Source organism: Natronococcus occultus SP4, assembly GCF_000328685.1.
GTDB lineage: Archaea > Halobacteriota > Halobacteria > Halobacteriales > Natrialbaceae > Natronococcus > Natronococcus occultus.
Map to the genome: position 1 here is coordinate 2425484 of NC_019974.1, position 12848 is coordinate 2438331.

8 protein-coding genes, 2 tRNA genes and 3 rRNA genes are annotated in these 12848 nt (G+C 57.4%); 5 read left to right on the forward strand and 8 right to left on the reverse strand.

The window, feature by feature from the left end; genetic code table 11:
• Positions 1–22: 22 nt before the first annotated feature.
• From NATOC_RS12105 to NATOC_RS12115, 3 genes are read right to left on the reverse strand one after another with little or no spacing between them, the layout of a single operon-like run.
• Positions 23–892 carry an ABC transporter permease subunit gene (locus NATOC_RS12105; RefSeq protein ID WP_015321738.1) on the reverse strand — a complete coding sequence of 290 codons (870 nt, stop codon included), beginning with the start codon at positions 890–892 and terminating at the stop codon, positions 23–25.
• On the reverse strand, positions 889–1803 hold the full coding sequence (locus NATOC_RS12110; RefSeq protein ID WP_157224627.1) for an ABC transporter ATP-binding protein: 915 nt from the start codon (positions 1801–1803) through the stop codon (positions 889–891). Before NATOC_RS12110 ends, NATOC_RS12105 begins: the two co-directional genes overlap by 4 nt.
• 58 nt (positions 1804–1861) lie before the next feature.
• Entirely contained in the window at positions 1862–2728 is an 867-nt protein-coding gene (locus tag NATOC_RS12115) for a CPBP family intramembrane glutamic endopeptidase (protein ID WP_015321740.1), read from the reverse strand.
• A gap of 308 nt (positions 2729–3036) precedes the next feature.
• On the opposite strand from NATOC_RS12115, the gene NATOC_RS12120 reads away from it, so the two are divergent.
• The 5 genes from NATOC_RS12120 (at position 3037) to NATOC_RS12140 (ending at position 7195) form a co-directional block, all read left to right on the forward strand.
• A complete protein-coding gene (locus tag NATOC_RS12120; RefSeq protein ID WP_245549637.1) occupies positions 3037–4119 on the forward strand; it encodes an ABC transporter ATP-binding protein in 1083 nt (360 codons plus the stop codon).
• A 74-nt stretch (positions 4120–4193) separates the two neighbouring features.
• Positions 4194–4919 carry an ABC transporter gene (locus NATOC_RS12125; RefSeq protein ID WP_245549638.1) on the forward strand — a complete coding sequence of 242 codons (726 nt, stop codon included), beginning with the start codon at positions 4194–4196 and terminating at the stop codon, positions 4917–4919.
• Between the two features lie 400 nt (positions 4920–5319).
• Positions 5320–6120 carry an SWIM zinc finger family protein gene (locus tag NATOC_RS12130; protein WP_015321743.1) on the forward strand — a complete coding sequence of 267 codons (801 nt, stop codon included), beginning with the start codon at positions 5320–5322 and terminating at the stop codon, positions 6118–6120.
• 490 nt (positions 6121–6610) lie between these two features.
• Positions 6611–6907, forward strand: coding sequence for a hypothetical protein (locus NATOC_RS22845; protein ID WP_245549639.1), 297 nt, complete (start codon positions 6611–6613; stop codon positions 6905–6907).
• Positions 6908–6931: 24 nt separating this feature from the next.
• A complete protein-coding gene (locus NATOC_RS12140) occupies positions 6932–7195 on the forward strand; it encodes a hypothetical protein (protein WP_015321744.1) in 264 nt (87 codons plus the stop codon).
• Between the two features lie 104 nt (positions 7196–7299).
• Here the strand turns inward: NATOC_RS12140 and NATOC_RS12145 are convergent.
• The 5 genes from NATOC_RS12145 to NATOC_RS12165 all read right to left on the reverse strand — a co-directional run bounded on the left by NATOC_RS12145 (position 7300) and on the right by NATOC_RS12165 (position 12645).
• Positions 7300–7375, reverse strand: a tRNA-Cys gene (locus NATOC_RS12145).
• 175 nt (positions 7376–7550) lie between these two features.
• Positions 7551–7672, reverse strand: a 5S ribosomal RNA gene (gene rrf, locus NATOC_RS12150).
• 119 nt (positions 7673–7791) lie between these two features.
• Positions 7792–10714, reverse strand: a 23S ribosomal RNA gene (locus NATOC_RS12155).
• Between the two features lie 226 nt (positions 10715–10940).
• Positions 10941–11012 (reverse strand) — tRNA-Ala (locus tag NATOC_RS12160).
• A gap of 164 nt (positions 11013–11176) precedes the next feature.
• Positions 11177–12645, reverse strand: a 16S ribosomal RNA gene (locus NATOC_RS12165).
• Together the 16S, 23S and 5S rRNA genes with 2 tRNA genes alongside form the textbook arrangement of a ribosomal RNA operon.
• Positions 12646–12848 lie beyond the last annotated feature (203 nt).

Below are 12848 nucleotides of genomic sequence, written 5' to 3' on the forward strand. Positions count from 1 at the left end.
AACGATTTGGACAGCGGCTCGGCTAGGAGAGATCGGCGCTACGGAATCGGAGGTAGCCGACCGCGAGCGGGACAACCGTCCACAGGACGAGTACCGCTGCCAGAAACGCCGGTTCATGAACGAGGGCATCCGTCGCTCCGGACGGTGTCTGTTCGGCCTGCGTCGCGGACGCTCCGTCCTCGGTCACCGTGATCGCGATCTGACTCGCTTCGGGGAGCAACACGTCGGCGCTCGTTCCCAGCACGGTCAGTGGGTTGAGGTGGTCAACGACGGCGAGCCACGTCGGAGGGTCCGCACCGGGAAACTCCCGGGTGACCACGTAGTGGATCCCGTCGATGACGTACGACCAGAGAACCGTCGCAAGGAGAAACCCACCGACGGCGACGCTAATCGCCCGGGTCCGCGTGTCGACAATGGCCGAAATCGCGATCGCGATCGCAACGATCGCCGCCGCCGACAGCAACACGAATAGGACGTACGCCGCGATCGGAACGAGTGGCGGAACACCAACCGTTGCGACGATAAGACCGACGGCGGTCAGGAACCCGCCGAGGATCGCAACCGAGAGCACCGCTGTCCGCCCGAGGAACTTGCCGAGGATAACGTCCCGTCGCGAGTGTGGCAGTCCGAGCAGGAATCTAAGGTTCCCCGACTCACGCTCTCCTACGATCGCCTGATAGCCGAGGAGGAGTCCAAGCATCGGAAGAACGATCTCCGTCGCCGGCCCCTCGAGAAAGCGCGCCGCGAGTTTTGGGTCCGGGTCCTCGACGACCGTGACGACGATGGCCTGCGTGAGGGCAATCATTCCGAGAAAGATCACGGTGGCGACCCACAGCGCCCGCGAACGCACGGCGTCGGCGAACTCCTTGCGTGCGACGTCAGCAACTGTCATCGATTCGCCTCCGTGACACAGTCCTCGAACAGCGACTCGAGCGACGGCTCCTCGGTTGTGAAGTCCTTAATTGTCGTGTATGCTTCAACCGTCTGTATGACCTCCGCCTTCGAGGTATCCGTTGAGAGCGATACTTCCAATCGGCCGTTGAGAACTGTACACGCCGTAACTCCCTCGAGCGATTCGACGTCCGCTACGAGCTGCGACGATGTGGCGTCGACGGAGATTGCTAATTCGACTGCAGGTCCGATCTCGGATTTCAGCTCATCGAGCTTACCGCTCGTTAGTAACTTGCCGTCAACGAGAATACCGACCCGATCGCATACGGCTTCGACCTGCTCAAGAAGGTGACTTGAGAAAAAGACGGTTGTGCCTCGATCCCGCTCCTCGAGGACGAGTCGTCTGAGCAGCTGAATTCCTGCCGGATCGAGTCCACTGGAAGGTTCGTCGAGTACGAGCAGTTCGGGCTCACCGACCAATGCTAGTGCCAGTCGTAATCGCTGTTTCATTCCCGTCGAGTACTCGCCGACTGGCTGTCGTACTGCGGTCGTTTCGAGGCCAACCCGATCGGCCAATTCATCGGGATCGTCGTCCGATCCCGTCGAGTCGATTGCGAAACTGAGGTGCTTCCGACCCGAGAGTCGGTCGTACAGCCGACACGCCTCCGGTAGTACCCCAACCCGGTGTTTGAGTTCGACTCCGTCCTCGCGGACGTCTTTGCCGAAGATCCGGGCAGCTCCTGCTGTCGGATGTACGTACGAAAGCAGCATCGCAATCGTCGTCGATTTGCCGGCCCCGTTCGGTCCCAAAAATCCGTATACCTCTCCTCTATCTACCGCAAGGTCGATCTCCGAAACGACCGTCTGTGGTCCGTACCGCTTCGTCAACTCGTTCGTCCGAATTGCACTCATCAGATTATCAGTAGTTAGCCTATAGTACTTATTTGTGAAAATTATTACTATCGAGAAATTAGTGTAGGAATTTTCCCTCATATCCAACTAACACGGCGACTGATGCGACTATTAAGACGACTAGTACGAACGGAGAGGCAGTAACGGCTGCCAGGTCACCACCGAAAAGGAACGGCGACTCTGTGTACTGATAATCAACTATTGCTTCGTCCGGTTGTCGTTCGGCTGACTCGATCGAAACGACCCGGGTGTGAAACGCTGTGTTCCAGATTGCGTGGAGCGCGACTGCGTTCCAGATGTTTTTCGTGTAGTACGTAACAAGTGCGTACAGCAATCCCGCCGCGGTTGCGACCAACACGTAAAGTTCCGATGCACCGACATCTGCTACCTTTCCGTTGTGGAGAAGACCGAACAACACCGATGTCAGTACGATCGCTTCTTTCCAGCCCCAGTGATGGCCGACGAACGAGAGCAGATATCCACGAAATACGAGTTCTTCTGTTATCGCGGCGAGTAATCCTAACAGCACCGCGCTAAGTAATACAGTCAATAGAACGTGAGGCTCTCCAACGTCTATTGAGAGTGCTCCCGGTAGCATTCCGACGGCACTGACGACGACAAACCCGACGAGAACGGCTCCGAACCCTACCCAGCGAAGGATCGATCGACCCGGAATCGTCACAAAGATTGCCTCGTGTGGAATTCCAACGGCTCTCGAAGCGAGTAAGTAAATGACTAGTGCAGCCGGAATTCCGATCACTGCGCCCTCTGCTTCCGAAAGAAGCCAGGGTATCGATAAGTAACTGTTCGCGACAATATGGGATCCCACCAGTATCACGAACATGGCCGCGAGCAGGGCCATTGACATCGTTGCGACTTTCCACTCCTCGATAGATTCAATACTCTTGTCGTATTCTGAACTCATACGCTCGGTGTCATTGTACTCGATCTCTGCCGATCGGTGGTCACTTTTCCGACAACAGCTTGTCACCACCAAAACGGGTTACTGATGTGGCTGTTCCTCCAGGGTCGTCGCTCTAGAAGGATCCGATATCGATACTGAAGTTGGCACTCAGCGTGTCGCCATCGTATCCTGCTTCGACGTATTGTAGCATGGGTATCAACACCCGAGTCGAAATGGACGCGTTATAACTTATAAATCTAAAATAGGTGAGATGCCCGGAACGACACGCTTCATACGAAGCGATTCAACTCGATCAAGCCTACCAGTAGGTGGTTCGGTACAAATCGATCAAAGTGAGCGAGAATATATGTAGGATCACGAGGCACACGCTCAGCTGTATGCCCAAGAACGTGGATTCGGGGACGCGCCAGATTATCTCCGCCGAGAATCTGGTCGCAACGTACGATCGAAGTGAAGGAACGGTCCGTGCGATCGACGATATCGATCTAGAGATTCAGTCGGGAAGTATCGTCGGACTGATTGGCCCAAACGGTGCCGGGAAGACGACGTTACTCGAGACGATGCTCGGGTTGGTTTCTCCGACAAGAGGCCGAGTTCAGATCAACGGTATCGACGTATCGAAACACCCTCATCGCGCTCACACGACTGTGGCCGCGGTGCTGGAAGGAGCTCGAAGTACGTACTGGCGGCTCACGGTTCGTGAAAACCTCGAGTTTTTCAGCCGACTGAACGCCGCCGAGCACGACGACGAACACGAGCGAATTCGGAGGACGCTCGATCAGTTGGCTCTCACTGATCTCTCGGGGACCGTCGTGAACGACCTCTCCCGAGGACAGAAACAACGCGTCTCACTTGCCGCTGCACTGATACAGGATGTCGACGTGTTGATTCTTGACGAACCACTGCTCGGGCTCGATACCGAGACGTCACTCGAATTCCAGGCATCGCTGGTCGAACTCGCGGAACGCCGAGAGCTAACGATCGTGCTTTCGAGCCACAATCTCGACGCAGTCGAATCGATCTGTGATCGAGGCGTCATCCTCGAGAACGGACGCATCGTGGCTGACGACGCCATCGAGAATTTACTCGAAGTCTTCCAAACGGAGGTCTACGAACTGGTTATCGAAGGACAGCTCCCTGCGGCCACACGAAACGAAATCGAGCGGACCTACGACCTCGTCTCCACCACCGAGCTTCGAGATCGAACGACGCTCGAAGTCGCGGTTCCGGACACCAACCGTATCCACGATCTGACCGGAACAGTGGTCGCTCAGGGCTCGCAAATCGAATCGGTTCGGATCCGCGAAGGAAGCCTCGAGACAGTTCTCGAATCACTCGCGTTCGATCAGTCGCGACTCGACGCTCAACGTAGACCGCGGAGCGTATCATGAACGGCGCCAGCTCAAGGACACCAGCGATGCTCGGATCGGCGCTGTATGCACTTGTGCGGCGAGATATCCTTATCATGTGGCGGTACCCGTTGAACACTCTTGGTGCAATACTGGGGCTGTACGCGCTGTTTCTGCTCGTCTACGTAGGCGGACGGTCGCTCGTCGGTCCGGGATTCGGTGAGACGCTCGGCGCACTTATCGTCGGTTTCTTCCTGTTCATCATGGGCAACGCCTCCTACCAGTCGCTCGCCGGACTGTTCGCGACGGAGGCGAAGTGGGGCACGCTGGAGCAGCTATATCTCTCACCGATCGGGTTCGGCTCCGTCGCGGTGCTAGTGTCGATCAGCTCGCTGCTCGTGACGTTCGCGATCGGATTCGTGATGCTGGGCTTGATGCTCCTGACGACTGGAGAGTCGATCTCACTCGATCTCCTCAGTATCGTTCCAGTCGTCGTCCTCGCGCTGCTGTCGACGCTCGGAATCGGACTACTACTCGGCGGTGCTACCGTCCGCTACAAGAACGTGAGTTCGATCTTCGGGCTCGTCAAGTTCGTCCTCGTCGCCTGTATCGCACTTGGTCCTGCTTCGGCGGAGGTCTTCGCACTGAAAGCACTTCCACTCACTCAGGGGAGCTACCTGCTCCAGCGCGTTATGAACGAAAACGTTCGCCTCTGGGAGATCGAGCCCACTCAGATCGCGGTGCTGGCGATCGTGGGTGTCGTGTACTTTCTCGTCGGCTACGTCCTCTTTCAGTACTGCACCGATCGTGCCCGTTCGAGAGGTGTAATGGGCCACTATTGAACACCGTACTATTCGTTTGTACATGCCTCTGCGCCGGTGAGTGCTACCTCGGGGCCGATGCTATGTGAACGGAGTGGGAAGTCATAGTCAACAGGGTTCTTACACCGGCGTACGGACTGCTCAACACCGATGAAGACATTTCTGCTCTATACGAAAACAGTCTCGACACTACCCGCTCCGGGATCTCAAATAACGTATGGAAGCCAAGGGCCCGAGTTAAGGCGGCGTTTTATATAGTACGAGGGTTGAGACGAGGTTAATTTCGGAAGATAGCCGAACTCAATTCCTGATACGGCCAATCCAAGAGTGCGGAACTACTGACACGGGGACGGCGGTCGACGGTGGAGGCCGACACGACGAGGGAACAAAACGACCGCAGGTCCATAGTACTCCTCGGCAGATGAACATCGACGAAAAGACCATCCGAAATCTGTGTACTGATCCCGCGTTCGAACGGGGACAGAAGTACCGCAACGAGGGACGCATCCAGCGAATCGAACGATTCGACGTCGTCGCCACCGCCATCGTGCAAGGGTCGTCCCAGTACGACGTGACCGTCGAACGAGGAGAAGGGACCATCGACGCCCGGTGTACGTGTCCCTACGATGGCGCTGGCGAATGCAAACACGTTGTCGCGGTATTGCTGGACGTCGCCGCCGACACACCCCGAGACGAGAGCGAACGTGTGGAGTCAGCACTCCAAAACGTCTCGGCCGACGGTCTCCGGACATTCCTACGCGACGTACTCGCCGAACATCCAGATCTCCGTGATCGGTTCCTCGCGCGCTTTGGCGACACCTGCAAATCTGTCGAAGAATATCGCGTCGAAATCGAGCAACTGTTCGACCGGCACGCACAGGACTATCCGGTCGTCACCGACGCCATCGACTTCTCGCATTTCTTCGAGTTGGCTGAGCGGTACCACGAGCGCGAGCGCTACCTAAAAGCCGCGACCGTCTATCGCGCGCTGTTCGAGGGGATCGACAATAACGGAGTCCGTATCGATGCCGCGTACGACCACTACGCTAAAGCCTTGCAGTCCGCCCTCGATGGATACGTCAAGTGCGTGCTCGCGGCTGATCCTGACCAAGGCGAGTTCGAGAAATACATCAGTGTGCTAGAAGACCAAGCGGCATCGGAACATTCAGCTAACACCGAGCAGTTCTACCGAGCGATCGACGATCTCGAAGAGCGACGATGACGGCCGAGTCCCCCGCTCGGGAAATGATTCGGCCACTCTGTACCGAAAGATCTCTGGAGCAGGGGACCAACCACTGGAATCAAAGTCTGATTTGAGAGTTGACCACCGACTCCTGGTGAGGCCACTTCTTCACGTCGCTACGCTCGTTCAGTCGTCGCCTCGTCGTACATAGCAAACACGAAGGGATTGTTCAGTCCCGACGATTTATGCGCCCACCTGCAAACGAACCTCTATAGGCGGTATCGAGCTACGAAACGGAACACTCGTCGTCGAACGTGAACCGAATCAGCTCGACGAGCTGACGATTGGGTTCTCCGAGATTCTCGGTCAGTTCGGCATCAAGCACGTCTACATCGCAGGGTACGTCTCCATACTCGCTGGTCGGGCACGCTCTACCGAAGACGTCGACGTCCTCATCGAACAGATCGACGAGGAGACTGCAGACGAACTCGCAGAGACGCTTGCCGAGAACGGGTCCTGGGGACCGACAATGCCACTCACATCGATGCACGAGATGCTCGACAACGGGGACAACATTTGGGTCGCACCAACAGATCAGGTCACGCCGTACCTCGAAGTCAAGTTCGCGCGCAACGAGTTCGACCGCGGGTCCCTCAAAAACGCACTCACAGCCCGAATCGGTGGCAAGACGATTCCGATAGGTCCCCTAGAGCTCCAGATCGCGTACAAACTCTACCTCGGTGCGCAAAAGACGTCGAGGATGCAGTCCACCTCTACACGCTCTTCGAGGAAAGTCTTAGTGTGCCCCGCCTCGAAGAGTGGGTAACGCGACTCGACGTCGAAGACGAATATGAGCGACTCAAACGCGCATGAGGATCTGGATGCGAAGCACGAACGCAACCGTGAGCAGCGCTTCGAAGGCATCAAGCGCTGGGTCGAATACATCAAGTCCGAATCCCCCGAGACGTGGGGACCACAACAGAACGCGGTCGTCAACGACCAGCTTGATGCGGCCCAAAGCGTACAGACGTCGGCGGCCCACCAGCAGCACGTGGAAGACGTAGCGGCGGAGATCATCGAAGCGGGCGACAAGTCCGACACTGATTCGAAGTAGACGATCTCCACGCGGGAGATTCATCTCGGGAGACATACATAGCCTCTCGAAATAAGAGGTATTGCCAAAATGTAGTTGTCCTGGGCTTTAGGGTAACGTATGAGAGCCAAGGGCCGGATTTGAACCGGCGGTAGGCGGCTCTGCAGGCCGCTGCGTTCGGCCGGACTCTGCCACCTTGGCGCGGTTCTCCCTTATCACTGCGCTCGTTTAAATATAGCGGTACGGAGCGGCTGTGACTTCCGTTATGGTTCGATCTGTCTGTAACTATCGTACAGTGCAGGAGACTACGGACATGTTCTCAGTAAATACGGAACGCCCACACAGCGGGCGCTGTGCGGGCGTGAATCAGTATGAGTGGTGGCGGCGAATCGGATTTCCCAGAGGGTCTCCCACTCCAGTACTGACCGAAACGCAGGCGAGCTTATCTTCCGTGTTCGGGATGGGTACGGGAGGCACCTCGCCGCTGTGGCCGCCGTAATGCCGATCGACGGAGTCGAACCGTCGTCAAACCCTAATCGGTCAACGACCGTAATGTACGTGTAGTCCAGTTTGCGTCCGGACCCGTTTCCGGGCACTGTGATCCGAATGCGAATATGAATGTGTGGCTCGATCAGTTAGTGCTCGCGGGCTCAACGCCTCGTTGCCTTGGCGCGTACACCCCGAGTCTATCGAACTCGTCTTCTACGAGCGATCTCGACGGTTCCTCTTTTCCAGGTGGGTTTCGAGCTTAGATGCGTTCAGCTCTTACCCCGTGGTGCGTGGCTGCCCGGCACGTGCTCTTTCGAACAGCCGGTACACCAGTGGGCACCCATTCGTAGTTCCTCTCGTACTATACGAACGTTCCCGTCAGGAACCATTACACCCCCAATAGATAGCAGCCGACCTGTCTCACGACGGTCTAAACCCAGCTCACGACCTCCTTTAATAGGCGAACAACCTCACCCTTGCCCGCTTCTGCACGGGCAGGATGGAGGGAACCGACATCGAGGTAGCAAGCCACTCGGTCGATATGTGCTCTTGCGAGTGACGACTCTGTTATCCCTAAGGTAGCTTTTTTGTCAGCAATCTCCCGCATCAAGCAGGATGATTGGTTCGCTAGACCACGCTTTCGCGTCAGCGTCCGTCGTTGTGCCGGACACTGTCAGGCTTCCGTTTGCTCTTGCGCTCTTTCCCGCGTCTCCGACGCGGGTGAGGAAACCTTGGGGCGCGCTCGATATCTTTTCAAGCGCGTACCGCCCCAGTCAAACTGCCCGGCTACCAGTGTCCTCCGCCAGGAGTGAGAGTCGCAGTCACCATCGGGTAGTATTTCAATGCTGGCTCGGTGGGCCGCTAGCGCGGCTACCTGTGTAGCGCCTCCTACCTATGCTGCACAATGGCGACCACGTCTCAGTGACAGCCTGCAGTAAAGCTCTATAGGGTCTTCGCTTCCCCTTGGGGGTCTCCAGACTCCGCACTGGAACGTACAGTTCACCGGGCCCAACGTTGGGACAGTGGCGCTCTCGTTGATCCATTCATGCAAGCCGCTACTGAAGCGGCAAGGTACTACGCTACCTTAAGAGGGTCATAGTTACCCCCGCCGTTAACGGGTCCTTCGTCCCCTTGTAAGGGGTGTTCAGATACCCGCACTGGGCAGGATTCAGTGACCGTACGAGTCCTTGCGGATTTGCGGTCACCTATGTTGTTACTAGACAGTCGGAGCGCCCGAGTCACTGCGACCTGCCCCATTGCGGGGCAGGCATCCCTTCTTCCGAAGGTACGGGACTAACTTGCCGAATTCCCTAACGTCGGTTACTCCCGACAGACCTTGGCTTTCGCCGCCATGAGTACCTGTGTCGGATCTCGGTACGGACAGTGTGATCGCCTTTTCACGGGCTCTGGGTTGACCGCTCTTGCGCTATCCAGTCATTCGTTCGCTTCGTGCCATTACGGCTTCCACGAATTTCGACTGTTCGACCGGGCGAAGGCCCGGCAGCGGCGGCCCCAAAGCGTCAGCTTTGAGTTCACACTGGTACAGGAATATTAACCTGTTTCCCTGTTGTCTCATTCGAGTTACGGTGAGACTTAGGACCGACTAACCCTCAGCTGATCAGCATTGCTGAGGAACCCTTACTCGTTCGGCCGTCGGGGGTTCAACCCGACTAACGCTGCTACTATGACCAGGATTATCGTTACTGAACGGTCCACACGATCTCTCGACCGTGCTTCCACCCGAACAGAACGCCGACCTACGCGATCGCCCCTATGGGGGGCGCGGCCAGGTCTCGGTGGTGGATTTGAGCCCCGATCATTTTGGGCGCCTCAAACCTCGGCCGGTAAGCTGTTACGCTTTTCTTAGAGGGTAGCTGCTTCTAAGCTCACCTCCCGGCTGTCTAGGGCTTGAGACCACCTTCGATCGCACTTAATCCACACTTGGGGACCTTAACCCGGCGCTGGGTTGTCTCCCTTACGGTACACAGGCTTACCCCGCGCACCGATCTCCCCGCGTCGACGGCGTTCGTAAGTTTGGAGTTGGACAGGGGGGCGCACTCCTCTCGGAGTGCGGTCCCCCAATCCGTCGCTCTACCTCACGAACTACCTCGGCGGAGGTGATGCTTCGACATCTTTCGGTCGGAACCAGCTGTGTCCGGATTCGATGGGCCTTTCACCCCTAGACGTAGGTCACGAGAGGGTATTGTAGGACACCAACTCTAACAGACTTCCACGTGCCTTTCGGCACGCTTCATCTTGCCCACGTCTAGATCATCCGGTTTCGGGTCGTGCCCGTTTGACTCCCCGCGCTTGAACACGGCGGCCCTCACGCAAAGCGCTGCGGCCCTGTCGGTTTCCCTACGCCTTCCCTGATGATCAGGTTAGACTCGTCAAACAGGCACACTCCCTGGTTCGTTTTTCAAAACGTACGACGGAACTTCGGCTTCCGCTGCGTCCTACTTGTAGCTCGCGCTACGTTCGTTTTGCAGAGGACCTTCTAAGCCCCGTCGCTCGATCGCCAACTGATTTCACGCCCTATTGCACCTCCCTTCTCGGGGTGCTTTTCAGCGTTCGCTCACGCTACTTGTTCGCTATCGGTCTTGAGGAGTGTTTAGTCTTCGCAGTCGATGCCTGCGAGATTCTCGAGGGATATCCAACCCCCGATACTCTGGAGCTGACTCGTTCCTTACTGCTCGACAGTACGGGACTGTCACCCTGTTTCGTGCTCCGTTCCAGGAGACTTCGTGTCGAGTGTCGGGAAGTGATCGTCAGTCCGAACACCACATTGCCCGTAGGGGCTTCGGTTTGGACTGATGTCGCGTTCCTTCGCCAGTACTAACGATATCACGTTGCGTTTTCTTTTCCTGCCGGTACTAAGATGTTTCAATTCCCGGCGTTCCCCATTGCGCGAAGCAATTGCGAGGGGATTCCCATTCGGAGATCCCAAGTTCTTCCCCTCCGTGCGGGTCCCTTGGGCTTATCGCAGCTTGGCACGTCCGTCTTCAGCTCTCAAGCCGAGCGATCCACCAGCTGGCACAGTAGCCACGTTCGTCGGATCAGGGTTGCAAAGCAACCGTGTAGTGACCCGGGAACGGGTCCAGTGGACGCCTGGACTACACGTACACACGGTCTCATCTGCACGCCGGTAGACGGCCGGCCTGCATTAACCCTTCCCAGCCACACTTGCGCGGGCTGGTGCATCGGTTTGCGTCTGCGGATTTGATCGAAAGTTCCTGCCCCACTTAAGGGACACGATCTTCGATCGCTTCCGCAATCATGGACCCACAGGGATTCGAACCCTGGGCATCCTCCTTGCAAAGGAGGCACTCTCCCACTGAGCTATGGGCCCACTCTCTACAGGCCGGATGTGGCCCGTAGAGAGCGTAGATGGTGTGAGCCTCGGTAGTTCAAGGGTGCCCGGTCGGCCCGTGATGGGCGCGAACCGAACGTGGACTGCGTGGCGCAACGCGCCACGAGTTTGGTGGGCCACCCCGTCGGGGTGGTCCCGGTCTGTGGAGGTGATCCAGCCGCAGATCCCCTACGGCTACCTGTTACGACTTAAGCCCCCTTGCGAAGCCCAGATTCGACCCCCAGAAGGGGCCTCATCCGGACCTCACTCGGGTGCTTTGACGGGCGGTGTGTGCAAGGAGCAGGGACGTATTCACCGCCGTCTTCTGAACGGCGATTACTACCGAATCCAGCTTCATGCGGACGAGTTTCAGTCCGCAATCCGAACTACGATCGAGTTTCGGAGATTAGCGCCCCCTTTCGGGGTTGCATCCCACTGTCTCGACCATTGTAGCCCGCGTGTTGCCCAGCACATTCGGGGCATACTGACCTACCGTTGCCCGTTCCTTCCTCCAGTTTGGCACTGGCAGTCCTCCTAATGTACCCAACCACCACAAGGGTGTTGCTGGCAATTAGGAGTGCGGGTCTCGCTCGTTGCCTGACTTAACAGGACGCCTCACGGTACGAGCTGACGGCGGCCATGCACCTCCTCTCAGTAGGTCTGGTAAGCTCATCACACTGACCGTCACTCCTACTGTCGATGCTGGTGAGATGTCCGGCGTTGAGTCCAATTAAACCGCAGGCTCCTCCGGTTGTAGTGCTCCCCCGCCAATTCCTTTAAGTTCATCCTTGCGGACGTACTTCCCAGGCGGTCTGCTTCACGGCTTCCCTGCGGCACACCACAGGCTCGTAGCCTGTGGCACACCTAGCAGACATCGTTTACAGCTCGGACTACCCGGGTATCTAATCCGGTTCGTGACCCGAGCTTTCGTCCCTCACCGTCGGATCCGTCTTTCCAGAGCGCTTTCGCCACCGGCGGTCCGTCCAGGATTACGGGATTTCACTCCTACCCCGGACGTACCCTCTGGATCTTCCGGTCCCAAGCCAGGCAGTTTCCACCGGACGCCTCCCCGTTAGGCGGGGAGATTTCCCGATGGACTTGCCTGGCCAGCTACGGACGCTTTAGGCCCAATAAGAGCGGCCATCACTCGTGCTGCCGGTATTACCGCGGCGGCTGGCACCGGTCTTGCCCAGCACTTGTTCCTGCACCACCTTACGGTGCAGAAAAGCGAGGGCTCTATGCCCTCGCACTTGGAGTCCCCTTATCGCACTGGCGTGCAGTGTAAAGGTTTCGCGCCTGCTGCGCCCCGTAGGGCCCGGTATCTTGTCTCAGATACCGTCTCCGGGCTCTTGCTCTCACAACCCGTACCGATTACTGGCACGGTGGGCCGTTACCCCACCGTCTACCTAATCGGCCGCAGCCACATCCTCTGGCGCCGGAGCGTTTCGAGCTCGCGCCAGTTCCAGGCGTCGAGCGGTATGGGGAATTAGCCTCAGTTTCCCGAGGTTGGTCCCCTCCAGAGGGTAGTTTGGCCACGTGTTACTGAGCTATCTGCTACGAGTCTGAACTCGTGCAACTAGCATGGCTAAATCGGACTCCAATAGCAATGGCCTCCGGCAGGATCAACCGGAGTGCTCTTTCCCCCAAAGTGGGGGAGGTTGGCGGAGTATGAATCGAATCACACTCACTTGAATGGGTCCACGTTCGGATCGGCCGCGATCGCAGACCGATCGGGCGTCACCGAACTACCAAGGCTCACATCAGACCTCATCTTGCGGCGGACCGCAGGGGTGAAGTCCTCATCTTCTTCGTACTAAATCAGAGTACCCGGTTACT